The sequence below is a fragment of the Terrimonas alba genome (assembly GCF_042434975.1).
Taxonomy (GTDB): domain Bacteria; phylum Bacteroidota; class Bacteroidia; order Chitinophagales; family Chitinophagaceae; genus Terrimonas_B; species Terrimonas_B alba.
The window spans coordinates 160678-185083 of the sequence record NZ_JBHMQM010000004.1; the positions used below are offsets into that span (position 1 = coordinate 160678).

Consider the following 24406-nt stretch of genomic DNA (forward strand, 5'->3'; position numbering starts at 1 on the left):
CAAGGGTAGTTAATTTGCTAGTCTTAAGTTTTATAGTCAAAGATGTGAAAAATTAAAATGGCTCTTATTTTAATTCTCCATCTATTTGGACAATTTGATATCGTCGTTGATTTTTTTCCCGAATAGCAATGGCGTGTAGCAACACGAGAATAAAATGGATTAGAGTTGTCAGGTATCCCATAGGCAGTGTGTTAGTATCGGGAAAATTTGAAACCAGGTTATATTGCTTATACCAGGTATGCCATGTATTGAAATTCCTGTCTAAAGCAGCATCCGGCGATTTCCGTTGTTGTAAAAGAATAAATCCTGCTATGATGGCCGGCAGTGTGCTTCAAAGCGAATAAGCTTCTTCCTGAGTATAGAAAGATTTAAATACAAGCAGATCATCCATACCTATAGGAGAGTTTGTCAAACGATGGCTTTTTCCAGTTTATTCAACCAATTGCTATCAACGGAGGCGCCAAGACCGGCCACCTCCGGCACTCTTACCACACCATTCTTTTCATAGACAATACCGCCGGTTACGGGATCTTCACTAAACATGAGTGCTGTATCAAAATCAAAATGTTCAATGATGGGGCTACAGAGTGAGAAGTGAGCAAAAGCTGTCATGGCCAGTCTTGATTCCATAAAAGCGCCAACCTGCAAATGAAGTTTAGCGGCTTTCGCCAGTTTTACCATCTTTAATGCTTTGAAGATGCCACCTGATTTGCCCAACTTAATATTCATATAGTCGCAGGCGCCTAATTGAATCAAACGCTTTGCGTCATGCTCGTCACCACAGCTTTCATCACTCATTATAGGTATGGGACTTTCTTTCCTGACTTCCGGTAGCCGCATAAAGTCCCAGCGGGGGATCGGTTCTTCGCAGTGCTGGATATTAAAAGGGGCCAGTGCTCTTAGTGTGCTGATAGCTTCTTCTACATCCCAACCCTGGTTGGCGTCGATACGCAAAGGAATTTCGTCACCTACTGCTTCACGGATTGCTTTTATCCGCAGCACATCAATAGCGCCATTTTTTCCTAATTTGATCTTAATAGCAGGATAACCTTCTTCTTTTATTTTCACAGCATCAGCAGCCATCTTTTCCGGTTCGCCGATGCTGACGGTATAATCAGTTATGATTGTTTTGTTATTGCTGCCGCCAAGAAATTTGTACAGCGGTACACCGGCATGCTGTGAAGCAATATCATACAAGGCCATGTCAAAAGCACTCTTAATGCTGCTGTTTCCATAGATCAGTTTATCCATGTCAGCAATGCGATCTTCAATGGCCAATGCATTATTACCCTTAAACAATTTAGCAAAATACTGTCCCACGATAAAACAGGTATCCATGCTTTCACCATTGATACTCATAAAAGGGCTGCATTCACCAAAGCCAGTTATTCCTTGTTCGGTATGAATAACAACTAAAACATTTTCTGCGTTGGGAATGGGACCCAGTGATATTACAAATGGTTCTTTGAGCGGAATAAAAAGTTTGTATAATGCTACCTGGCTGATCTTTAGTTCTGCTGGCATGTTTGTAATAAAATAGGTGTTTAATAGTCAAATAAAATTCTTAGCCCCAGATTCACGGAAGCAGCCAGGGGAGCTCTTTCGTTTACAAAAAGATAAGGACTGGGATAACCCATTGCAGGAATAAAAACCCTGCCTTCCATATAAAGAGAGATATCACCACCTAGAGGCTTTTCATAACCAAGGCCCAGATCATACGTTAATCGCTTAAAGTTTGCTTTGCCGCTCAACACCGGAAGATGATAGTCTGCAGTGTCGATTGCTACAGAATGGTTATTCTCCACTGTACCCAGGAGCAGTCCAAAACCGGCGTAGCCATAAAGGTTCCAGGTATCTTCATTATTATATGCTCCTTTGAAATAATGTCTCCAGCCAATTGAAATATGTTTGTAGCGAAGAAGGGCCTGGTTGATATAATTTATTTCCATCGGCGTGGTAAAAACTGTTTTAGCGCCGGCTGTTACATGGTTGTTGAATTTGCCGTTGGTATAATAAGCCAGCCATGCATATAACCCATTCCTCGGTGTAAAATGAAAATGACCGGTCACTGTTTGTCCGAAAGCCCAAAACCGCTGATCTTTTCTGAAACTTCGCATCAAACTGGCGTCAGTGGAAAGACTAAACTGCGGCTGCTGTGAAAAAGCGGTTAAGCATAACAAGAGGCCTGGTAGTATGGCGATGGCTTTCTTCAACAATTAATTTTGCTTTGCAATGATAAGAAAAAAAATACCGGTTACCAGTCCTCTAACAGGTAACCGGTAAACCGGTAACGAAAATATTTTTTAAACAAGCTATTACTTCATCAACTTCAACTCTTTTATAAGGTGACCCGCTCCGCCGAGTTTATCAATACACCAAAGCACATAGCGAATGTCGACATTGATGGTGCGGTTCAGATCCTTGTCAAAAGCCAGTTTGTGGCTTAACGCTTCGTAGTTGCCGTCAAATGCAAGCCCGATAAGCTCTCCGTTTCCATTGATTACCGGCGAACCCGAATTACCACCTGTGATATCATTAGAGGTAATAAAGCCAACAACGAGATCATTTCTTTTCTTATCAATGTATTGGCCAAAATCTTTTTTCTTTAGTAGCTCAATTTGCTTAGCCGGCAAATCAAATTCATAGTCGCCGGGAACATATTTTTCCAAAATGCCTTTTGAAGTGGTTACATAGTCATAGAACACTGCATCTCTCGGGCGATAGGATTTCACAGCGCCGTAGCTAACCCTCATCGTGAAAGTGGCGTCGGGATACATCATTTTGGCTTTGACAGGATCCATCTCCATGATTCCTTTTAGATAAAGCCGGCCCAGGTCATTATTTTTTACCATGAATTGGGAATAATAAGGCGCATACTTACTATTGTAATTATCATAAAAAGCGCTGGCATGCGCAAAGGCCGGATCATTCTGTAAAACAGTCGCATCGGGATTTGCGATAAAAGCATTCCATTTTGCATCGTCGAATATCATGGTCTTGCCAAAAATATCAGCCGCATATTTTTTGTAAGTGGTTTCATTGTCCAGGGCTCCGTATCGATCTTTCAATGAGCCATAAAAGCCAACGGGCTGTTGATCTTTTGGAATATCCTGGTAATAAAGCATGGTGACACCAGCCACAATATTTTCATCCGACTTTTTATTTTCTTCCGATAAGAATGATGTTCTTGCTTTGTTAGCTGCATCAAGAGCTTTTTGAAGATCGGCTTTCGAAATTCCTGTTTTGACAAGGGCGGCCTCTAATTGCTTTAAGGACGCAGCGAACCCGATAAGCGGGGAACCAAAGATTCCTTCGTTCATGTAAACCCGGTGCTTGCTGTACTTTTTCCAGGCCTCATAAGCAGCAGGCCAATCCGTAAATATGGACTGGTATTCAGGTTTGCCATTGGCCCAATTGATAAATTTTTCTTCTACTTTTTTCTTTTGTCCGTACACGTCGTATTTCAACAACTGCCTGGTTTCACCATCGAAGAATTTCCAGTAGTTGGCGATGCTGGCATAAGAAGAGGCCAACTGCAATTTGACAGCGGGATATTTCTTCATTTCTTCAAACATATATTTCAATCGCATATCCCTTAGTTTCACCAGCGTAGGGTTGTTAATCTCCGTAGCGAGTTTTATTCCATAGGAACTTTCGTAACGGTTGGTACTACCGGGATAGCCCCATATCATAGCATAATCACCTTCTTTTACACCTTTGAGGGAAACAGGTAAGAACCATTTTGGTTTTAAAGGCTTATTATCTTCCGCATATTTTGCCGGCCTGCCATCTGCGCCTGAATAAACCCTGAAAATTGAAAAATCACCTGTATGTCGTGGCCATTCCCAATTGTCCGTGTCACCGCCAAATTTTCCAACGCTTTCAGGCGGTGTTCCTACTAATCTTACATCTGTGTATCGTTGGTAAACGAATGCCAGGAACTGATTGCCTTTGAATAAAGGACTTGTTCTCGTTTCGATATTTTGTGTTGGATCACTCATCCGGGTGTTGATAGATGCCAACACCGACGCTTGTTTTTTCCACCTGTCTGCCCCGGTAAGCCCTTGTAAGGAGTCCATCACTTCTTTGGTAACGTCATCAATTCTCAATAAAAACTGGGCGGATAAGGTGGTAGGAATTTCTTCCGATTTATTTCTTGCATAAAAGCCATTTTGAAGATAGTTATGATCTAGTGTACTGGCCGATGCAATGGCATCATAGCCGCAGTGGTGGTTAGTAAAAATAAGACCCTCAGCACTAACGATTTCTCCTGTACAACCTCCGCCAAAAATGATGATTGCATCTTTCAGCGAAGCCTTATTAATATTATACAATTGATCTTTGGTCAGCTTCAAACCCTTTTTTACCATATCATTGTAGACCTGCTGGCCCAGCAACATTGGTAGCCACATTCCCTCATCTGCAAACGATTTGAGTACCAGCAAAAAAGATAGCGCAATCGTAACGAGAATCTTCTTCATGTTATGTGATTTTTGTATGAAACAAACGTACTATAAAATAAAAGTGTGGCCAAAAGTGGCGCAGAAGAACAGGTTCCAGAAGTTCAAAAGGTTTAAAAGTTTAAGGTTTGCCTAGCTAACCTCTTAAACTCATTACACCTATTAAACTACTCCGTTGGAGTATTCAGGACTTTCCAAAGCAGATCCTTTAATTCGATCAGGCCTTTATTAGTAAGGGAGGAAATAAAAACGTGGGGGATTTCAGCGGGTAATTCCTTTTCGATTGCAGCCATTAGCTCATCATCGAGCATATCGCTTTTGCTGATGGCGATCACAAATTGTTTATGCAGCAGTTCCGGGTTATATTTTTCCAGCTCATTGACAAGTATCTGAAACTCTTTTTTATGATCCGATGCATCAGCCGGAATTAAAAAAAGCAAGACAGGGTTTCGTTCAATATGTCTCAAAAAACGATGGCCTAACCCTTTGCCTTCAGCAGCCCCTTCGATGATGCCAGGCAGATCGGCAATGCAAAAACTTCGTCCATCCCGATACTCCACCATGCCTAAATTAGGCGTGATAGTAGTGAAGGCGTAATCGGCTATTTTGGGTTTTGCGGCTGTGATTACTGAAAGCAACGTTGATTTGCCAGCATTGGGAAATCCTACCAGGCCCACGTCGGCCAACACTTTTAATTCGAGAATTTTCCAACCTTCAACTCCTGGTAATCCTTTTTGTGCGTATTCGGGAGCCTGGTTAGTTGCTGTTGCAAAATGGCTGTTGCCAAGCCCGCCTTTTCCACCGGGCATCCAAATAACTTCCTGGCCGTCGCTTAAGATCTCCACTTCCTGCATCCCGGTTTCTTCATCTCTTGCAATGGTACCAAGCGGCACTTCAATGACGATATCCTTACCCGCACGACCCGTACTGTTATTGCCGGTACCAACACCGCCATCTTCAGCCAGTACATTTTTATAATAGCGAAGGTGAAGCAGTGTCCACAAGTTTCTGTTGCCTTTTAAGATGATATGAGCGCCACGACCACCATCACCGCCATCAGGGCCACCCATTGCTGTAAACTTATTACGCATAAAATGCCTGCTACCCGCACCTCCATGGCCGCTTCTGCAGAATATTCGAATCTGGTCTACGAAATTGGTTTTTTCCAAGTGGTCTTTTTTTTGCAACGAAATGCAAATATACCGTGTCAAAAATGTAAATATTAAAGCATGAAGTTTATTTTCCTTTTGCTGGCCGTGCCCTTGTTAAATCAAACATGTAATAAATCGAAAGACAGCATCCCCTCCTGTATTCAACAAAAAATAGAAGCTATCCGGAAAGAGCCAAAATGGAATCCTCCTGCTGAGGTGAATGAATATACTTACGAGGACAAACGGGTCTTTTTGTTTTCAAGTCCCTGCTGCGATCAATACAACAATTTATATGACAAGGATTGCAATCTTATTTGTGCTCCTTCCGGCGGATACACCGGAAAGGGTGACAATAAATGCCCTGAGTTTTCTTACAAAGCCAAACATGTTCGGCTGCTGTGGAAAGATGATCGCTAAAAAACAAAGGGTTTTGGTGTTGACCAAAACCCTTCTTTTCTCTTTTGTTGTTCCCTTCGCTGGCATTACCCAGATCAGGTATTTACGGGTATATTCTCAGATTACGTTGAATCACCCCCAAAAAGAGATTTGATTTATAAAGTACCAAAAGCATGCCATTGCGCTATTATGTGCAGAACTTATCCGTTTATTATTTCCCCACCATTGGGATGCAAAAATTGCCCAGTCATATAGCTGGAATCAGAACAGGCTAAAAAGAGATAACTCGGCGCAATTTCTACCGGTTCTCCGGCCCGCTGAAGTGGAACGTCACTGCCATGCTGGGCCGTTTTTTTGCCTTTAAAGCTGGAAGGAATCAGCGGAGTCCAGATAGGGCCGGGAGCCACCCCATTTACTCTTATTCCTTTTTTTGCCAGGTTGGAAGACAGGCTACGGGTAAATGCAACGACGGCGCCTTTTGTAGACGCATAATCAATTAATGCTCCACTACCGCGATAAGCTGTTACTGATGAAGAGTTGATAATGCAAGCTCCTTTCTTCATATGCTCAAGCGCAGCTTTGGTAACCCAGAAAAAAGAAAAAATATTTGTTTCAAATGTCCTGATCAATTCTTTACTGCTGATTGTTTGCAAAGATTTGTTTTCATAATGTATCGCTGCATTGTTTACTAAAACATCCAGTTTGCCAAAGTGCTTTATTGTTTTTTGTACGATGGATATGCAATGCCTTTCCCGTGAAAGATCACCCTTGAGCAAAAGGCATTCTGCGCCATAATTAGTTTCTATATACTCCATGGTATCTCTCGCATCCTTATCCTCGTTCAGGTATGAGATGGCAACCTGGGCGCCTTCCTTTGCAAACAATACAGCTACAGCCCTTCCGATACCGCTGTCCCCACCTGTAATAAGCACCACTTTATTTTTTAACCTGTTGTTTCCTTTCAACTCCGGGTAATCAAAAACGGGATTTGGTTTCATCCTGCTTTCAATGCCCGGTCTCGGTTGATGTTGTGGTGGCCGCACCATTTTTTTTGTACTACCTTTTTGCATAAGCTCTTTTAATAAAAACTAAAGAAAGATTTATACCATGTTTATTGCTTGAAAAGGTCAGCTATATGAGTAAAAAATCCCTTTATTTATGCGGCTTTCAGCCGGGTTGCTGAATAAATTCCCCAGCTTTTTAGTGTTACAGGTTTAAAATTACTGCGGCACGGATTTTTCATTAAATTACTATGCGTTACTCAATTATATTTTTTATTTAAAACAATAATTTATGCTACGTTGGACTGTTATTTTCCTGGTTGTAGCAATAATCGCTGCAATTTTTGGATTTGGCGGAATTGCTGCGGGTGCAGCTTCCATCGCTAAAATTTTATTTTTCATCTTCCTGGTGTTGTTTCTTATTTCACTCATATTTGGCCGTTCAACCAAAGGCGTTTAGATGAAACAACATTTAGCATTATGAAAAGAAAAACCGGTTAATCAATTAACCGGTTTTTTATATAGATTGCTATGAAAGGAGAGAATATTCAGCTAAATGCTAATTGAGATTGATGACTGTAATTTCTTTTAAGGTGTCTGCACAATGCCGCTTATCATTCCACAAAACTGAATATTCTCGTCATCATATTTAGCGCATTCGTTAGAGCATTGGCGGCAATGAAGAAGACAGTTTAATACAAGGTCATCCAGGTCGTAGGCAGCTTATTTACCAGGCTCGATACAATAGCAAAACACGCTGTAGCACAATCCCGGCATTCTTTAATCAGGTTTTGCCTGGGAGAAAGACCAGTTACTTCAGCCTGGACGCTGGCTTCACAAATCAGCCAGCTTTTCATGCAAACCTTGATGTACTGATCAGTTGTTTGAAGCTGCATCATTTTTTACCACAGGTTTTTTATTAATGTCTTCTACCTGTTTCATAAAAGAAGTGACATTCGGATCAGCGTAAGATCCGTAGGCATCAACCAGGGTGCCTTTGAGACCATCCGAAGTCTCGATGGCATACAATATCGTATTGTCTGCCGGATCACTAGCTCCTTCAAAACGGAAGAAATCCACCACGTGTACTTCTGCCGGCTCGTAAATTCTTTCGCTTTTCAAGGAGAGAAGTCCTCTTTCGGCGGCTTTAAAATCTTCCGTGTATCCACTTAAAACCAATTTGTTTAAGCAGGAGGAAAGTGTTTTCATTTCATCGGTGGTGCTATCTTTTTGCATAAGTTGTTTTTAGAGTCAATTAAAGAGTTTAAATAAAAGCACAACAGTTAAATGCCGTGCTTTTATCTAACTAGGCATGTTGTGCATCCCTGAGCGCCTTGATTTGATCATGCGATTTTTTCAAACTTTGTTTTTGATCCATGATCAGCTGTCTTAACTCTGTGGGTAATTCTGCATCACTTGACAAAGCGGCATCATACGCTTTTTGTGCAGCATCTTCTCCATATTCACAAGATGCGAGAATAGCCTTGCGGTCTTTACCGCTAAATGTCGCCTTCACATCCATCCATGCCCGGTATATTTTGCCTCGTACGGTAGTATCATCTGTGATGTTGCTACCGGTTGCAGAAATGTATTTGCTCAGATCATTTACATAGCTGCGGCTTTCAGCAGCCATTTGTCTGAACAGCGACTGCAGGTCGGCATCACCTGCTTTTGTTTCATTTTCTGCTTTGGTATAACCCTCTATTCTATCGTTATTAATACGCACCAGGTCATTTAGAACCTCGGCTGTTTTTTCATTGATATTCATAATTATTCATTTTTAAGGTTTACAAAAAAGGTCGGTTGTATAAAAACTATTTTTTTGTTTTAGGTTCTTTATGGTGTTCTTTTTTGTTGTGTGTAATATCATCGCCTTTGAAATCCTGTTCTTCCTTTTTGCGACTGTCAAGATTATCCCGTATTTCAGGCGATGGCTTATTACCAACAACTGGTTTACTTTGATTTGCATTAAGACTCGTGTTTTTCATAACCTTTTTTATAAGTGGGATAAAAACCATACCAGTAATTTTCCGGATATTTTTTACATCGTTTTTTTTACCACTGAGAGTAAGATCTTTTCCTCAGCACTAAGGCCATTCCCCTTTGGATCAGGGGGCGAAGAATTACAATAACTTTCTAATTTACTTTCTTCATACAGTTGAATAAGGCTGGGGTGCACATAGTATTTTCTACAAATACTCCTCGAATTGCCCAATTTTGTACTCACCTCATCCAGTACAGACACAATATTTTTCCTGATCTCTGTAGCTGTTTCTCCCTTCGCCATCGTTCGAAAACAACACAGGGCATGCAATGAACCGGCCCATGTTCTAAAATCCTTAGCGGAGAATTCTTCTCCCGCCGCTTCTTTAATGTAATTGTTCACCATTCCGGAGTCAATGCTCTTTTGTTGTCCCTCTTCAGTATAGTATTGAAATAACTCTTTACCCGGTATATCCCGGCACTGTTTGATGATCCGGGCCAGCTTTTTATTCCTGATCGTAATGGAGTGTTCAATCCCTTTTTTGCCCTTAAACGAAAAGCGGATATTTTCTTTTTTTATAGCTACATGCTTGTCCTTTAACGTGGTGAGACCATAGGATCCGTATAGCTTTTCATAGCCGTTACTGCCTACGCGGATAAGGGTTTGTTCCATCAGGTTTACGACGGTTGCCAGCACTTTTTTTTCAGTGAGTCCATTTTCCTTCAGGTCTTTCCTGGTCTTTCGCCTCAACCTGGGTAGTGATTTTCCAAATTCATACAGCCGATGGAATTTTGTATGTGTTCTCAGGCCATGCCAACCACTATGGTAGCGATATTGTTTTCGCTTATTCATGTCGATACCTGTGGCCTGTATGTGCCCGTTGGGGAAAGGACAAATCCAGACATCTGTCCAGGATGGTGGGATGGCGAGTTTTTTTATCCGCTCCAGCACTTCTTTTTTTCGAACTAATTTGCCCTGGAAAATATACACATAGCTTTTCCCTTTCTTTTTCCGGCTGATGCCAGGTTTTTGATCTGAGACATATAAAAGATTGGCTGCCTGGGCAGCTTGCCGGGTATTTTTATCCAGTTGTAATATTTTCTTATGCGAAAGGCGAAGCTTTTGAGTCATATAAATATAATAGCATTACAATTGTTGAAAAACGAGTGCCAGGCTTTTTTACCATAGTGAATCCATAAATACCCTTACTGAATTTTCATTCGTTTGTAGAATTTGTTGCACAGGAATACACACTTCTTGTTGTAGCAGCAGCATTAAAAAACGTTGGTATCACATTTGACAATTGTAGAATAAAAGAGAGTTACTATGAGTACAGACACACACCTCCACGACATCAGGGAAAAAATCAGCCAGCTCAGAACGGCTATTATGTATAGCATGAGCGACGAACTCACTCAAATGCCCAACAGCATTGTTACCGCTTTACATGTAGATGACCAGGGACAACTTTGGTTTACATGTCCCCAACCCTTGCTGGGTATGTATGAAGAAGGTCAGTGTTTTCCAGCCAGGTTGCATTTTTATCGCAAGGGATACTTTTTTCATGTTGAAGTGAGCGGCAAAGCTACTATTATGAACAAATCGTTTTATGAGGAAGCACCTATGAGCCGGTCTCATACCGGTGAAGTAATGCTCATTAAAATGTCAATGAGTTCTATAGAGTATACTGCTCCTTATGAAAAGAAGAAAAAATCCCGTTTGGAAGCAATGGTGGAACAAGGTTTTAATTGGATGCTGAAGCATGTAGCGATTCCCCATCAAACAAGAACTATGTTGCCAAAAAATATAGGATAATAGGAGAGTTTGGAAACTTTAAAATGATGGCAATGAAAAAGAAAATGGAATATATAGGTCAAAAGATTGATGCTATACAGTTTGGGCTCTTACGTTTTCGGGATAAGAAAGAAAGAATTACGTTGGAAGTGAGAGCTAAAGTTGACAACGAAAACTCGCTGTTGTGTTTTATTAAGGAAAAAACAGACTTACGTAAACTTGCCAATAAGAAAGTGACTGTGGTACAGCGAAGTGAAGAAGATTATCTATATATAACCGGGCAGGTAGAGGGGAATATGGAAAGGGCAACTAAGACCATTTCGGTGCGTATTTTAAAAGCTTGTTGGTTTGTGAGAAGGACCCGGGGTGCATTATCCTGGCTGCAGGAGAAACATATCTATGATATTTACCCACAAGGCGTCAAGCTTGGATTGGCTTCGTGACCTTACCTGTTAAACTTAAAAATCTCAGCGTCACTATTCTTTTTACCCAATAACACATCGGCAATAATATCCGCAGCGATCAGGCTAAAAGTGATGCCATTACCACCAAAGCCCAGGGCGAAATAAGTGTGTGGTCTTTCCGGTATACCCCCGATATAAGGCAGACCATCCTCCGTAGCTGCAAAGGTGCCGGCCCATTTTACATCCGTTTTTAAAAGTATGGAAGGAAAAAGTTTGATAAAAGCTTTTTCAAGCTCCCTGGCTTTTTGTGTTAACAGCTGATCTCTCTTGTGCGGATTTGAAAACCCGACATCTTTTCCACCTATTATTATTCTGTTGTCACTGGTTGTACGAATATAAAGGTAGGGATCAGCAGTTTCCCAAATCAAAGCGTTTTTATGCCAGAAGTTAGTTTCTGCAAATGGCTCGCTGGCTATGGCGTAGGTTGCTCTTAGAGTTTGCACTTTTTGCGGAATATATTTTTGCGATTCATATCCGCAGGCTATTATTAATTTTTTGGCCGTGATTTTTTTGTTGTTGGCTGTTGTTAACTGCACTCTCTTTTTTTGATGACGGATAGCGATCACTTCTGTATTATCATATACCTGTAATCCTTTTCTACCCCATTTTTCCAGAATTGCATGCGTAATCTTATATGCATCTGCTTCCGCTCCATCCTTTGATAAAATGCCGGCTTGTTTTGCAAAACCAAATTTGTCAATGATATCTTTTTCATCCAGCCATTGAATAGAAAAGTTGGCGTTTCGCCGGAGTTTAAATTCGGCCTCCAGCCCCGGAACATCTTTTTTGTAAGAGGCATATTGAAAGCTTGGCTTTCGTAAAAAGAGTCCGGGTGCTTTTAATTGCTTACAAAGGTTTCCCATATCATCAATGGTTTTTCTACACAACGCATAGCTCCTGGTGGCATTTTTTTCCCCGACCATGGTAATAAGTTTGTGTAACGGGGTATCGATCTCATATTGTAATAATGCTGTGCTTGCTGCCGTACTTCCGGTACCGGCATGACGCCGGTCAATTACAACGACCTTGTGTCCGTCCTTACATAAGCGATTGGCGACAAGTGCCCCGCTTATTCCTGCGCCAATAATTGCGATATCTGTTTTTAAATCATCATTAAGTGAAGGATAGCTGTTGATATTTCCATGCCTGAATAACCAAAAAGGTTGCGAAGAATGTAAATCCATTTTATGTTATTAATGCTCTACTGAGTCAAAAGTTTGGCCATATTTTTCTACGATCCGGCAGTAGGTAATACTACGTTTGGAATGATGTATTTTTTTAATTGTTATTTCTATTAATCTGTCTAACAATAAAAAATGAATGGCACTATTTTTTCTTTAACAGAGTCAAATGATTTTATGAAGCTGATTTTTTTTATAGTTGCCGGAGCACTGGCCCTGACATGGTTAATTGGCTTTTTTGTTTTTAAAGCGGGCATGTTCATTCATGTATCAATGATGAGTTCGGTTATTTGTTGTATACATGCTGTGCTGATAAATCCAAAACAACAGCTTCCTCCTAAACAAACAAGTAATGTATAAATTTTTAAGACGGGCTATACCATGAAGATTGTTGTATGAAGCTTATACAAAAAATAAAAAACAGGTGGGGTTATATCCTCGCCTTTTTGTTGCTCTTAGTTTCCTATTTTCTCATTTTCTATATAATAGAGAAACTTGCCCAGGAAACTGATGCCGTTTCACAATCTTATTCTACCATCAATAATCTTGAGTCAATAAAAGCAGAAATAACCGATGCTGAAACAGGTATAAGGGGATATGTTATCACGAAAGATGTCCGCTATCTCAAACCTTATAATTCCGGTTCCAAAAATGTGCGTTCTTATTACCAGAATCTTCGAAACACCATCCACAGGGATGATATAAAAAAGGCAAAATTGGATACGCTTGGATTATTAATAAATAAGCGATTAAAAAATCTTTCGGATTTTTTGGTCAATTTTCAGCGAAGCGGATTTGTTATCAAGGAAGAAATACTTGCTTCGAAAGATGAGAATAAAAAGGTAATGGATGATATAAGAAACCTGGTGTATGAGTTAAAGGAGAATGAACAAAACCTGATGAAGAGAAGAAATGAGAATCTGCGCGACTTTTACACCAGCACGGCTATATTGGCTATCATATCCTTGTTGACAGCATTGGTTACCATTTTTTATTCCCTGATCACTTACACCAAGGAAAATAAGGCAAAAGAAGAGGCTGATAGAAATGCAAAAATTTATAGTCTTGAGCTTGAGGAGCGTTTAAATGAATTAAATAAGGCTAATAAGGAACTCGATGAGTTGCGACTAATTGAAAAATTTGCTGTCACCGGCCGGATAGCCCGGACTATTGCACACGAAGTACGAAATCCGCTTACCAATATTTCCCTGGCAACCGAACAGATCAGGGACCTGGATGGTCAGGGCCATGAAGATGCCTCCCTTTTGCTGAACATGATCGAAAGAAATGTCAACAGGATTAATCAATTGGTTTCTGACTTATTGAATTCAACCCGAATCGATCAATTGGAGTTTACTGCCGTCAATATCAATAACCTCGTTAATGAGGCATTGGAACAGGCACAGGATCGATTAAAACTAAACCGCATCCGGGTAGAAAAATATTTTGATAACCAAATGTGTGAAATATGGGTGGATAAGGAAAAAATGAAGCTGGCCTTCCTTAATATTATTGTGAATGCCATAGAAGCAATGCCCAATGAGTCAGGTGTGCTGACTATCAGGATTTCTAAAAAAGATGACCGCTGTCTCATCGAGTTTAAAGATAACGGATCGGGGATGGACAATGAAACGATGAAAAAACTGTTTGAACCCTACTTTACCAGTAAGGCAAAAGGTAATGGCCTGGGGCTGGCAAATACGCAAAATATTATACTAAATCACAAGGGATCCATCAACGTCAATAGTGTTGTTGGGGCAGGTTCTACCTTCAGTATATCCTTGAGTATCATGGAAAATAGAAATGGGAAATAATTAATGGGGAATTTTTTCCACAGAAAATGCGTGTCAAATTAAACGCTCGATTGTTTTCAAAATAATTTCCCTGGTAAACGGTTTACCGATAAAAAAGTCTACCCCTTCTTTGTAAGCTCTTTCCCTATCCGTAAAATTATCGTGAGCAGTTAGCATAACGATTTTAGACGCTGGATGCTCTTTTTTAAAAGTACGGATATAGTCCATTCCAAATCCATCAGGCAAGTGATTATCAAGGAAAATCACCGGGGGTTCATACTTCTCTAATGCATCTTCGCCTTCAGCAATTGTATTAACATATGTAGCATCAATATTTCTTTGCTTTAATATTCCCTTCAATAAATAGCAAACATCTGCTTCGTCGTCAATGATGAGAACCTGTGGCTTTTTTTCTTCTTTTCCTGGCATCTACGGGCTTTAATTATTTATAAAACACAGTAATTCAAACATGAGACGTCAATTTTTCTGCCAAATATGAAATGAATACCTGCTTTAGAAAGTGTTAGTAAGTCCGGCATGATTTTAAGCACAAATAAGATGTTAAAAAGAAAATATTTAATTTCAACCACCTATTCAATTAAAGTTCTATGAGTAAAAAAGTCCTCATTATTGATGATGATTTGGATTTATGTGCTTTATTAGGAAGATTTCTTACTAAGAACGGTTACGAGATAGAAATGGCTCATTCCGGAGCTAAGGGGATAGCGAAATTTGCCGAAAAGAAATTTGATGCCGTCATCTGTGATTATCGCTTAGGCGATATGGAAGGTATTAAAGTACTAACTGCACTGCGTAAAGAGAATCCAGCTGTTAAGGTCATCATGATAACCGGTTATTCCGATATTAAAACAGCTGTGGAAGTAATCAAGCTCGGAGCTTTCGACTATATCGTAAAACCTTTGATCCCTGATGAAGTATTAAGTGTACTGAACAGGGCTTATCAGCCATCATCATCATCAGCTCCAGTAAAGTCCGGCGCTTCAGAACCTGTGACAGATGCAGCCGCTAAGAAAAAGGAAACTGCGAAAACCAACTATCATCAGAATGGTGAGTTCATGATTGGCTCGTCACAGGCCACGAAAGCTCTTTACGACCAAATAAATATTGTAGCGGGTACTAACTACAGTGTTATATTGTACGGTGAAAGTGGAACCGGTAAAGAGGTAATCGCTAAAACCATACATGACCTGAGCAGCCGCAGCGGCAAACCCTTCGTGGCAATGGATTGCGGAACGTTGTCGAAAGAACTGGCGGGCAGTGAATTATTTGGTCACGTGAAAGGTGCGTTTACAGGCGCCCTTCAGGATAAAGAGGGTCATTTTGAACTAGCGGATGGCGGCACTTTGTTTTTGGATGAAGTTGGAAACCTGTCATTGGATGTTCAGGCAACCTTGTTGAGAGTGATACAGGAAAGAAAGTTTAAACGGGTGGGTGGTAACAAGGAGATGAATGTAGATGTACGGATAATTGTAGCATCCAACGAAAACTTGCAGGACGCTTACCGAAAAGGAAAATTCAGGGAAGATCTTTATCACCGGTTTAATGAGTTTTCGATAAACCTGCCGCCATTAAGAAATCGCAGAGATGATATTCTTGCCTTTGCAGATTTTTTCCTTGAAAAAACAAAAAGAGAATTGGATAAAGATGTTGAAGGGTTTGAAAATAATGTGTTGCAAATTTTTCTTCAATATAGCTGGCCAGGTAACCTTCGTGAGTTTAGAAATGTAGTCCGCAGAGCGGTCCTGCTTACACCAGCTGGCGAAAAGATAAATACCAGCTCATTACCCTGGGAAATAACCAACTCAAGCCCCCTTTCACCTGAGTCAACTGAGACTAAGCCGGTCGTTCCTGCATCAGCTACACCCAAGAAGGAACTTGATTTGAAAGATGCAGCCAGCAGGGCAGAGTATGAAACAATTATGACCGTGCTACAGCAGGTAAATTTCAACAAAAAGAAAGCAGCGGAAGTATTGAATATTGACAGGAAAACGCTTTATAATAAGATAAAGAACTTCCAGGAATAATTTATTTTAAACTAAAATAAAATCAGAAAGGCCACGATGATTATTATAACCATCGCGGCCTTTTGTTTTATGCTAAACTTATTAATGAACCAATACCTTTTTAAGATAGACGGTTTTATTATTTTGATCTATCACTTTTACAAGGTAAAAACCTTTGCTTGAAGCAGAAGGCAAGTTCAAGGTTTTAACCTGGCCTTTTCCCAACACGCTAGTCGTTGTTTGAAATACCTGGCGCCCCATTACATCTTTTATTTGAGTGGTGTAATTGCCTGCCGGAAGATTGAATTGGATACTGAATTGATTATTTACAACCGGGTTGGGATAAAGCTGCAAACGGCCATCGTCTTTTTCACTAATATTCTTCAGCAGATCAATTGGGGACTGCACTTTCCGTGTAGAAAGTAAATTACTCGTAGCAAGATCAGATGTACGCCATCCACCGCCAGATTTGATTGGCGTAGCCGTCCAGTTTTTACTATCGATCGTATACATATTGTTGTGATTGATGGCGCTGCTTACAAGAATCTGGTTGTTATCATCTACTGCAGCACCATTAATTGTGTAAGTGGCAGGCAACCCGGATACAGTGCCCAGATGTGTAGCTACTTTTGTTTCAATGTTGATTTTAAAAATATTTGTTCTGTTAGAAATTAAAAAGAGATTTCCGTCATCGTCGGCTATCATGTCTCCGCCATAACTGGTGCAGGAGTTATGAACAGATACAAGTTTATTCGCAGGATCGTCGACTATAACGCCTAAGTCAGTAATTGAAACTTTTTTGCCGGTAGTAAACCGCAGGAGATGATTGCCATCATTGGTCAGTGCATAGCCATAACCATCATCACCGATAGCCATGCGTGTAATGATATTACTTTGATCTGAGCTTTTTTTGCCCAAGGCATCATTTTGTGGTGTGTTGACAAAATATACCTTCATCGTTTTTAGGTCTATATAGCGAAGTTGGTATACGAACATTGGAGTAAAGTACAGCCTGCTGTTCTTTTTATCCAAAGCAATGGCGGCTACGCCAGTGCCAAATGCTGCATTGGCAAGGTTGCCAAACCGTGCATCTTTTAACGGCTCGGTCAATTGCTTCTTTGTGGCATCATCAAAGGCCAGTGCCTTTGCATCATTGCCATCCAGGATCACATCGCTGAAGGTTCCATTTTTAAGATCAATTTTTCTAAGAAAGCTCCAGTTTGCACCTTCTTTGTTTACATCAGTAACAGCATACCCAAATCTATCGGACTGGGAATGACTTACAAGAACTGGAAACGTGAAAAGTAAAAAACAACGGGGGAGTATATTTTTTCTCATAAAAAGAAGTTTAATGGTAACAATGGTCAATTAAGTTACAACTATTATTTTTTAGAAAGAAACACTTTTTGATATAGGGTAAGTAAAAAAATAGCCTGGCTTGGTAAGTTATTTTTTATGCTCTTTCCAGGTCGAATAAAGAGTTGGCGGTACAGGTTGATTGTCTGGAATTTGCCTCAAAGGTTCAACGGGTTTGAACTGCTCAAACATGGCTTTTGGTAAAGACTGGTAAAGTTCAGTGCCTTTTGTTTTCCAGTTTATCATTTCGTCACTTACTTCTTTGATTATTTTGCCGGGGTTTCCGATTACGATACTCCGGCCCGGAATTTTTTCCCCCTCTTTGATCAATGTTAATGCGCCAACAATCGATTCATCGCCCAGCTCAACATTATCCATAATTACGCTGTTCATGCCCACCAGGCAATTTCGGCCTATGACTGCCCCATGTACAATGGCCCCATGACCTATATGTGCATTTTCTTTCAGCCATACGGTGATCCCCGGAAACATATGAATGGTACAGTTCTCCTGCACGTTACAACCATCTTCAATGAGTATTTTACCCCAATCTCCGCGGAGCGCTGCACCAGGGCCGATATAACAATTTTTTCCAATGATAACATTTCCCATGACGGCAGCCTGGGGATGAATAAAAGATGATTCATGTATAACAGGTATGATATCTTTAAATGAATAGATCATCGCAAAAAAATTGTTATTCAAAAGTCGCTATCTTTTTCAAATCGGCATTGGGACATTTTGTATTCGTAATTTGTAGTATGAAGATCATTGTTGCTCCCGATAAGTTTAAAGGAAGTCTGACCAGTTTCCAGGTGTGTGAAATTGTAGGAAAATCGTTGCGGGAAAAAAATGCAGCTATTCAAATCCTCGAATTTCCGATGGCTGACGGCGGTGACGGTTTTGCCACGGTAATGAAACACTATTTGCAAACAGAAACTATTGACTGCAAAACAATTGATGCCCTTGGCAGGGAGATAAATGCGTCTTATGAATGGGATAATAAGCAAAAGACTGCCGTCATTGAAATGGCTGTTGCCAGTGGCTTGGCACTATTGAAAAAAGAAGAACAAAACCCAATACTGACGTCTACATTGGGTACAGGAATACTAATAAAAAATGCCATTGAAAAAGGTGCAACAAGAATACTACTTGGTTTGGGAGGCAGTGCAACCAATGATGCCGGGATGGGAATACTCGCTGCCTTGGGGTTTGAGTTTGCAGATGAAAAGGGAAACCTGTTGGCGGCTTCAGGCAAAAATTTATGTTCAGTTAAGAAAATAATTCAGCCAGAATCAATGCCGGCTATACGATTTCAAATAGCTGCAGATGTAAAAAATGTTTTATACGGCCCGCAGGGAGCTGCTTATATTTTTGCGCCCCAAAAAGGTGCGAATGATGTGGATGTAAAAATATTAGATGAAGGGTTGCGAAATTTTGCTTTGATTGTTCAAGCTCAAACGGGACGTAACATTTCAACGATTGCAGGAACAGGTGCTGCCGGAGGAATTGCTGCGGGATTAATGTCTTTTTTTGACGTGGACATAAAGAGCGGAATTGAATTAATTGTAAACAACAGTAATCTTATAGCAGCGTTGGAGAATGCTGATCTTATTATTACCGGCGAAGGAAAAATTGATGCGCAAACCGCCGAAGGAAAAGTGATTGGTTATATCGCCGGGCTGGCAAGGGAAATCAAAGTTCCCTGTAAGGCGGTATGTGGCGTTTTAGATCTTGGTGCTAAAGAATTAGAAGAGTTGGGGCTGGCAGCGGTGTTAGCGATCCAGGATGGTTCTGTATCAGAAGAAGAAGCGATTAAAAACGCAGGTGAATTATTGGCTAAAAGAATTGTCGCTGATAGTAGTTTGCTGGAATTTACATCGGTTAAATAAGATTTTTGCCGGTTCTGAAACAGGTGCCTTTAAAAAAGGCGACAAGATGATTTCGTTGGTTGGTGATGCTGATATGATATAAACCGGTGGATTTTCCATTATGGATTTCCTTCGCTTCCGCCGTGAGTTCGTCTCCCACATGTATTGGCTTTGTAAAATTAATTGCTGTGTCAAGCGCCACCGAAAGATTGTTGCGGTTATTGCAGGCGAAGGCAAATGCACTGTCAGCCAGTGAGAAAGCAATCCCTCCGTGCACAATGCCAAAACCGTTGACCATTTCTGGACGAATCGTCATATGGATCTTACTATAGCCTTCTTTTATATCCAGCACTTTTATCCCCAGCCACTGACTGAATAAATCGTTTTGCATCATATGCTCAACCACGGAACCAGGGTTAACAGTACTCATTGCGTTTAAGAATAAGAATTAATATTGAACTTTTTAATACTTCCGGTATTACTCTCCTTTAAACACCGGTTTTCTTTTTTCAAGAAAGGCTTTTACTCCTTCTTTGTAATCGGCGGTTTGGGCAGCCCTTTGTTGAAATATATCTTCATCATGCAATTGCTCCTCGAAACTTGTGGTGAAGGACATGCTCAAAATCTGTTTTGTATAAGCTAGTCCTTTTGTGGGCATTTCTGCCAGGGATGTTGCAATGTGCCTTGCGTTTTCCGCAAAAGTTTCATCCGGAAATATTTTGTAGATCATTCCCATTCTTTCGGCATCAGCGGCAGACACTTTTTCTCCCAGCATCATCAGAGCAGATGCTTTTTGCCAGCCAATAAGGCGGGGTAAGGTATAGGTGCCGCCACTGTCAGGTATCAGGCCTATTTTTGAAAAAGCCTGGATAAAAGACGCCGCCGCCGCCGCTACGACGATATCGCAGCAGAGAGCGATATTAGCGCCTGCACCCGCTGCCACACCATTGACGGCAGCAATAACAGGTTTTTCCAGTTTTCTTATCCGGGTTACAATCGGATTATAATGTTCGCTGAGAATTCTTTGCATGCCAGGACCTTCCGGGTCAGTTACCTCAGCAAGGTCCTGCCCGGCAGAAAAAGATTTTCCGGTGCCGGTTATATAAACACAACGGACTTCGCTGGCTTTACATTCGTCCAACTTTTCCTGGAGAAGCAAGGCCATTTCACGGTTGAAAGAATTTAGTTTGTCAGGCCGGTTTAAGGATATGTAAGCGACGCTGTTTTTTATTTCAAAAAGAACTGCCGACATTTTACTAAATGTTTATGTGGCAAACATACAAAAAAGCATCCGCCAACTAGCGGATGCTTTTTTGTACTATAGACCGGTTTAATTAAAATTTAGAAAAGCGAATGATCTGTTTATTGTTGTCTTTATCAGTGATCTGCAACATGTAAACGCCGGTTGCTAATTTCTCGACGGAAATCAATTCCTGGTAGTTATTAGCAATTTTTCTCAGTATTAAATTGCCCTGGCTATTGTATATCGCCAGCTGGCTTCCATTTTTGATATTTCTGATAGTGATTGAACTACGGCTTGGGTTGGGGAATAGAGTGACTCTTTGTTCAACTTTATCCATTTCTACGCTCCTGATCTCCGTGTATGTAGGCTTGCCATCGATATCTATTTGTTTCAGGCGGTAGTAATTTTTGCCAGCCAACGGAGATGGATCAGTAAAGTAATATGTATTTTCCTGGGCAGTGGTACCATTACCGTTTACAAAACCAATAGTAGTGAAGTCAGTTCCGTTCGCACTTCTTTCCACATCAAAGCCCAGGTTGTTTTGTTCAGAAGCTGTTGTCCAGGTGAGGTCAACCTGGCTACCATTTTTCATAGCGGTAAAGCTCTTCAAATTGACGGGAAGAACAACAAGATTTGCGTTACACACGTTATCGAAACGTTCTACAACGTCATCCAGGGACATTGCACTGGCAAAAAGACCAAGTTTGGCGAGTCGCCCGCTTGTTTCATTGGTACCGTCATCATCTTTGAAGAAAACGATGTTGAATCCTGTTGTGCTTTTTGGTATAAAGTCATCATCTCCATCAGTATAGGTTCCGATTAATGCACCATTTTGATAATACGATATCGTTCCGTCAGCAGCTCTTGTGAACACAAGATGATACCATGTGTTTTCGGCAAGGGGTGAGGCCGCTATCGCAGTACTACCGGAACCATCTATAAATTCTATGTGACCTACGGGATTTACATAAATTCCCCATGTAGCTTCCGGTAGTGAACTTAGGTCCTCAAAGCTTACCAATTTCCTGCTTACCCCGCCTAAAGCATCGAAGCTAACTGCCATTTCAATTGTATAGGTGTCATAGACAAACTTCTTGTCATTTTCAAATTCTAACCCTGCATCTGTTGGATAAACAGCAATTGGTACTGCACCCGTACAGCTGGCGCCCAATGGAGCTGGGGAAGCGGTTGTCCCTGTTGTGATTGCTCCGCCGCCTACGGTAGTTAAGGTGTGAGGTGTACCAACTTCGCTTCCGGCAACTGCAGCTGCAGAAATGAAAGGAGGTGTAGTGGCTGGGAATGTCCATTGATGACCTTCGTCGGACAATGGCGCCAGTTTAATGTCGGTGTTACATATGTTATTAAAAGTCCTGTTGAATATTTCTGATTCAGTTAATGGTCTGCCATATATGCTCAGTTTGGCTATTCGGCCTCCAACTTCTTCCGTGCCTTCATCTTTAAAAAAATGAATGGTATTTGCATTGGCTGCTTTTGGTAAAAAATTGAGGGCAGCATCATCATAAATTCCATCAACAACGCCATTCAAATAAATTGTAATTGAATTATTTGCATCTCTGACAAACGCTATATGATGCCAGACATTTGGAAGAATAGAAGTTGCGCCTACATATAAATTCACGCCGCCCACTCTGAAAACAATCCTGGAATCGTCAACGGCATCATCAGGTGTAATATAAATGCCGTCGTCAGACCCGGCAATAACCGGAGCCAATTGGTTAAAACCTATTAATTTATGGTAATCAAAAGTACCGTCAAACCTGACAGCCATTTCAATGGTGTAAGTAGTGCTGACAATTTGAGGGGCATTGCTGAACTCAAGTCCAAATACAGTACCGCCAACACCATAGGTAGTTACATTATATGGGGTAGTGCAGCTTGTTCCCAAACCAACGGTTTCAGCGGCAGGAGCTGCCAAAGAAGCCGCACCATCGCCAAGTAAACCTAAAGTATAGGTACCTGTTGATCCGGTCATAGCAGGAACCGATGTAAAGGGAGGAGCAGCCCCGAATGTCCAGCTATAACCCTGGTTTTGTGCATGGGTTATGCACATCGAGCAGATAACCGACATAAGGACGAGTAAATATTTCTTCATATTTCACGAAATTTTATTAAAGTAAATATACGGGGATTATTATAAGAATGCAATCCATCGAAGCTTAATTAAAGAAAAAGTGTAAAAAGCTGGCAGTTATTATCTTGGATTGATTTTTCGATAAGGGCAATAAGATTGGAAAAGTAATTTTACGATTTATATATAAAATTTTGGCCAACTAATTTTCTAAAAATACGTGTCAATTGTTAAGTAAAAACATGTTCTATTTGAGTATTTTTTTCTCAAATATGGATGTGCATAAATAAAATATCGTGTGGTAACCGCTAATATTCCCAGGAAAGGAAATGATTGCTGAGTTCAATGACACTTAAAATAATCGAACGTTTCATGGCATGCATCGCATTGATAAAGCGCTTTACATGCCGTAGAACCGAACTCACTCAGGCGGTGGGTGTGCCAGGAGTTGCACCGCGGACATTGAACTGCTTCGTGAGGTGCAAAAAGATCGTTGCTGCAAACCTGTTGTTTCGGATTAGGAGGAGCAATTCCATATTCTTTTAATTTCCTTTTTCCCTCTTCGCTCATCCAATCAGTAGTCCAGGCTGGTGAAAGAACCGTGGTAATTTTTATTTTTTTAAAGCCACTTTCAAGTAGTGCGAACCTGATGTTCGTTGCAATCAAGTCCATTGCCGGACAGCCGGTATAGGTGGGTGTAATAACTACTTCTATTTCCCCGTCAAGTAACCTGACATCTCTTACTATTCCCAGGTCAACAATGGTGAGAACCGGGACTTCCGGATCGGGGATATTTTTCAAAATATTCCAGACAGCGTTAATTGATATGTCGTTCTTAACTACCATGTTGCTGAGGGGTGAGCCCTTGCTACTGATTGCAGTTCTTCCAAAATAGTTGAAAGCTGATCTGTATGTTGTCCAATTTTCCCTCCCGTATGTACTAATGACGTTTGTGGTACAGGTAAAGTGGCCTCGTCAAATATTTCTGTCACTTTCTTCATCCAGGGCCCTTTAAGAAGAGCTACATCCGGAATTATATTTTCAGCAATAAGTGAAGTTTCATAAAATGCTTTGGTAAACATTTCGCCGGTATAACTCCATAATGATTCGATGGCGGCTGTCATTCTTCCGTGGCTTTCTTCAGTCCCGTCACCTAGTCGTATTACCCACTCGCTGCTCCAGCGAAGATGATAACTTACCTCTTTGAGAGCTTTGGCAGCAATAGCTGATAATTGGTGATCGTTACTTTCTTTTAACAGATTAAACAAGATATGCTGATAAGCGCTGAAGAAAAATTGACGGAGTGTTGTTTGAGCCCAATCTCCCTTTGGTTGTTCAACCAGCAGCAGATTCTTAAACTCATTGGCATCCCGGAAATAGGCAAGGCTATCTTCCGTTGATCCATCAGCTTTTAGTAATGCGGCATATTGATAAAAATTTCTGGCCTGCCCTATAAGGTCGAGTGAAATATTGGAGATAGCGATGTCCTGTTCCAGTATCGGCCCGTGCCCACACCATTCACTATTGCGATGTCCCAGGATCAACGCAGTATCGGCAAGGTGCAATGTATAATCAATCAAATTGTTATTCATAATTGTT

At 40.8% G+C, this 24406-nt stretch carries 27 protein-coding genes and 1 riboswitch; of the genes, 8 read left to right on the forward strand and 19 right to left on the reverse strand.

Translation table 11 applies throughout. The annotated features are described in order from the left end of the window. Positions 1-408: 408 nt before the first annotated feature. The 4 genes from ACFEL9_RS12700 to obgE all read right to left on the reverse strand — a co-directional run bounded on the left by ACFEL9_RS12700 (position 409) and on the right by obgE (position 5629). Positions 409-1524, reverse strand: coding sequence for a mandelate racemase/muconate lactonizing enzyme family protein (locus ACFEL9_RS12700; protein ID WP_385890442.1), 1116 nt, complete (start codon positions 1522-1524; stop codon positions 409-411). 20 nt (positions 1525-1544) lie between these two features. Then, positions 1545-2213 carry a hypothetical protein gene (locus ACFEL9_RS12705; protein ID WP_385890445.1) on the reverse strand — a complete coding sequence of 223 codons (669 nt, stop codon included), beginning with the start codon at positions 2211-2213 and terminating at the stop codon, positions 1545-1547. A 102-nt stretch (positions 2214-2315) separates the two neighbouring features. Beyond that, the gene (locus ACFEL9_RS12710; RefSeq protein WP_385890447.1) at positions 2316-4481 is read right to left on the reverse strand and encodes a S46 family peptidase; all 2166 of its coding nucleotides are present in this window, start codon (positions 4479-4481) and stop codon (positions 2316-2318) included. A 146-nt stretch (positions 4482-4627) separates the two neighbouring features. Continuing rightward, the gene (obgE, locus tag ACFEL9_RS12715; RefSeq protein ID WP_385890450.1) at positions 4628-5629 is read right to left on the reverse strand and encodes a GTPase ObgE; all 1002 of its coding nucleotides are present in this window, start codon (positions 5627-5629) and stop codon (positions 4628-4630) included. 60 nt (positions 5630-5689) lie between these two features. Here obgE and ACFEL9_RS12720 point away from each other — a divergent pair, with 60 nt between their 5' ends. Beyond that, positions 5690-6028 (forward strand): DUF6970 domain-containing protein, encoded by a 339-nt coding sequence (locus ACFEL9_RS12720; protein WP_385890453.1) that lies wholly within the window; start codon positions 5690-5692, stop codon positions 6026-6028. Between the two features lie 34 nt (positions 6029-6062). Continuing rightward, positions 6063-6157: riboswitch (TPP riboswitch) on the reverse strand. Positions 6158-6207: 50 nt separating this feature from the next. Here the strand turns inward: ACFEL9_RS12720 and ACFEL9_RS12725 are convergent. Next, the gene (locus ACFEL9_RS12725; protein ID WP_385890456.1) at positions 6208-7077 is read right to left on the reverse strand and encodes an SDR family oxidoreductase; all 870 of its coding nucleotides are present in this window, start codon (positions 7075-7077) and stop codon (positions 6208-6210) included. A 223-nt stretch (positions 7078-7300) separates the two neighbouring features. On the opposite strand from ACFEL9_RS12725, the gene ACFEL9_RS12730 reads away from it, so the two are divergent. Continuing rightward, entirely contained in the window at positions 7301-7468 is a 168-nt protein-coding gene (locus ACFEL9_RS12730; protein WP_276503993.1) for a DUF1328 family protein, read from the forward strand. 232 nt (positions 7469-7700) lie between these two features. On the opposite strand, the gene ACFEL9_RS12735 is transcribed toward ACFEL9_RS12730, so the two are convergent. The 5 genes from ACFEL9_RS12735 to ACFEL9_RS12755 form a co-directional block, all read right to left on the reverse strand. Then, a complete protein-coding gene (locus ACFEL9_RS12735) occupies positions 7701-7907 on the reverse strand; it encodes a hypothetical protein (RefSeq protein ID WP_385890459.1) in 207 nt (68 codons plus the stop codon). Further along, positions 7885-8244 carry a hypothetical protein gene (locus tag ACFEL9_RS12740; protein ID WP_385890461.1) on the reverse strand — a complete coding sequence of 120 codons (360 nt, stop codon included), beginning with the start codon at positions 8242-8244 and terminating at the stop codon, positions 7885-7887. The genes ACFEL9_RS12735 and ACFEL9_RS12740 overlap by 23 nt, the downstream gene beginning before the upstream one ends. Before the next feature lie 70 nt (positions 8245-8314). Then, on the reverse strand, positions 8315-8776 hold the full coding sequence (locus ACFEL9_RS12745; RefSeq protein WP_385890462.1) for a PA2169 family four-helix-bundle protein: 462 nt from the start codon (positions 8774-8776) through the stop codon (positions 8315-8317). 46 nt (positions 8777-8822) lie between these two features. Next, complete coding sequence (locus ACFEL9_RS12750; protein ID WP_385890465.1) at positions 8823-8996, reverse strand: hypothetical protein; 174 nt, start codon at positions 8994-8996, stop codon at positions 8823-8825. A gap of 53 nt (positions 8997-9049) precedes the next feature. Further along, positions 9050-10123, reverse strand: a complete 1074-nt coding sequence (locus tag ACFEL9_RS12755) for a DNA topoisomerase IB (RefSeq protein ID WP_385890468.1) — start codon at positions 10121-10123, stop codon at positions 9050-9052. A 195-nt stretch (positions 10124-10318) separates the two neighbouring features. Here ACFEL9_RS12755 and ACFEL9_RS12760 point away from each other — a divergent pair, with 195 nt between their 5' ends. Together ACFEL9_RS12760 and ACFEL9_RS12765 are read left to right on the forward strand one after the other, a co-directional pair. Continuing rightward, on the forward strand, positions 10319-10807 hold the full coding sequence (locus ACFEL9_RS12760; RefSeq protein ID WP_385890470.1) for a hypothetical protein: 489 nt from the start codon (positions 10319-10321) through the stop codon (positions 10805-10807). Between the two features lie 32 nt (positions 10808-10839). Next, positions 10840-11229, forward strand: coding sequence for a hypothetical protein (locus tag ACFEL9_RS12765; protein ID WP_385890473.1), 390 nt, complete (start codon positions 10840-10842; stop codon positions 11227-11229). 2 nt (positions 11230-11231) lie between these two features. Here the strand turns inward: ACFEL9_RS12765 and ACFEL9_RS12770 are convergent, their stop codons facing one another. Next, positions 11232-12434, reverse strand: a complete 1203-nt coding sequence (locus tag ACFEL9_RS12770) for an NAD(P)/FAD-dependent oxidoreductase (protein WP_385890475.1) — start codon at positions 12432-12434, stop codon at positions 11232-11234. A 174-nt stretch (positions 12435-12608) separates the two neighbouring features. On the opposite strand from ACFEL9_RS12770, the gene ACFEL9_RS12775 reads away from it, so the two are divergent. Then, positions 12609-12791: a hypothetical protein gene (locus tag ACFEL9_RS12775; RefSeq protein ID WP_385890478.1), complete on the forward strand. Its 183-nt coding sequence runs from the start codon at positions 12609-12611 to the stop codon at positions 12789-12791. Positions 12792-12826: 35 nt separating this feature from the next. Continuing rightward, entirely contained in the window at positions 12827-14245 is a 1419-nt protein-coding gene (locus tag ACFEL9_RS12780) for a CHASE3 domain-containing protein (RefSeq protein WP_385890481.1), read from the forward strand. A 33-nt stretch (positions 14246-14278) separates the two neighbouring features. Here the strand turns inward: ACFEL9_RS12780 and ACFEL9_RS12785 are convergent, their stop codons facing one another. Then, the gene (locus ACFEL9_RS12785) at positions 14279-14653 is read right to left on the reverse strand and encodes a response regulator (protein ID WP_385890484.1); all 375 of its coding nucleotides are present in this window, start codon (positions 14651-14653) and stop codon (positions 14279-14281) included. 179 nt (positions 14654-14832) lie between these two features. Between ACFEL9_RS12785 and ACFEL9_RS12790 the strand changes: the two genes are divergently transcribed. Beyond that, positions 14833-16269 carry a sigma-54-dependent transcriptional regulator gene (locus tag ACFEL9_RS12790; protein WP_385890486.1) on the forward strand — a complete coding sequence of 479 codons (1437 nt, stop codon included), beginning with the start codon at positions 14833-14835 and terminating at the stop codon, positions 16267-16269. An 81-nt stretch (positions 16270-16350) separates the two neighbouring features. Here the strand turns inward: ACFEL9_RS12790 and ACFEL9_RS12795 are convergent, their stop codons facing one another. Both ACFEL9_RS12795 and ACFEL9_RS12800 read right to left on the reverse strand, forming a co-directional pair. After that, positions 16351-17586: a T9SS type A sorting domain-containing protein gene (locus ACFEL9_RS12795; protein ID WP_385890488.1), complete on the reverse strand. Its 1236-nt coding sequence runs from the start codon at positions 17584-17586 to the stop codon at positions 16351-16353. Positions 17587-17694: 108 nt separating this feature from the next. After that, positions 17695-18309, reverse strand: a complete 615-nt coding sequence (locus ACFEL9_RS12800; RefSeq protein ID WP_385890490.1) for an acyltransferase — start codon at positions 18307-18309, stop codon at positions 17695-17697. A gap of 56 nt (positions 18310-18365) precedes the next feature. On the opposite strand from ACFEL9_RS12800, the gene ACFEL9_RS12805 reads away from it, so the two are divergent. Then, entirely contained in the window at positions 18366-19496 is a 1131-nt protein-coding gene (locus ACFEL9_RS12805) for a glycerate kinase (RefSeq protein WP_385890493.1), read from the forward strand. Here ACFEL9_RS12805 and paaI read toward each other — a convergent pair. The 5 genes from paaI to paaC form a co-directional block, all read right to left on the reverse strand. After that, positions 19489-19905, reverse strand: coding sequence for a hydroxyphenylacetyl-CoA thioesterase PaaI (gene paaI / locus ACFEL9_RS12810; protein ID WP_385890496.1), 417 nt, complete (start codon positions 19903-19905; stop codon positions 19489-19491). The two genes, ACFEL9_RS12805 and paaI, sit on opposite strands and share 8 nt — an antisense overlap. Before the next feature lie 48 nt (positions 19906-19953). Next, positions 19954-20727, reverse strand: coding sequence for an enoyl-CoA hydratase-related protein (locus ACFEL9_RS12815; RefSeq protein WP_385890498.1), 774 nt, complete (start codon positions 20725-20727; stop codon positions 19954-19956). A gap of 82 nt (positions 20728-20809) precedes the next feature. After that, positions 20810-22831, reverse strand: a complete 2022-nt coding sequence (locus tag ACFEL9_RS12820) for a LamG-like jellyroll fold domain-containing protein (RefSeq protein WP_385890500.1) — start codon at positions 22829-22831, stop codon at positions 20810-20812. A gap of 318 nt (positions 22832-23149) precedes the next feature. Next, positions 23150-23653 carry a 1,2-phenylacetyl-CoA epoxidase subunit PaaD gene (paaD, locus tag ACFEL9_RS12825; RefSeq protein WP_385890503.1) on the reverse strand — a complete coding sequence of 168 codons (504 nt, stop codon included), beginning with the start codon at positions 23651-23653 and terminating at the stop codon, positions 23150-23152. Next, on the reverse strand, positions 23647-24399 hold the full coding sequence (paaC, locus tag ACFEL9_RS12830; protein WP_385890505.1) for a 1,2-phenylacetyl-CoA epoxidase subunit PaaC: 753 nt from the start codon (positions 24397-24399) through the stop codon (positions 23647-23649). Before paaC ends, paaD begins: the two co-directional genes overlap by 7 nt. Positions 24400-24406 lie beyond the last annotated feature (7 nt).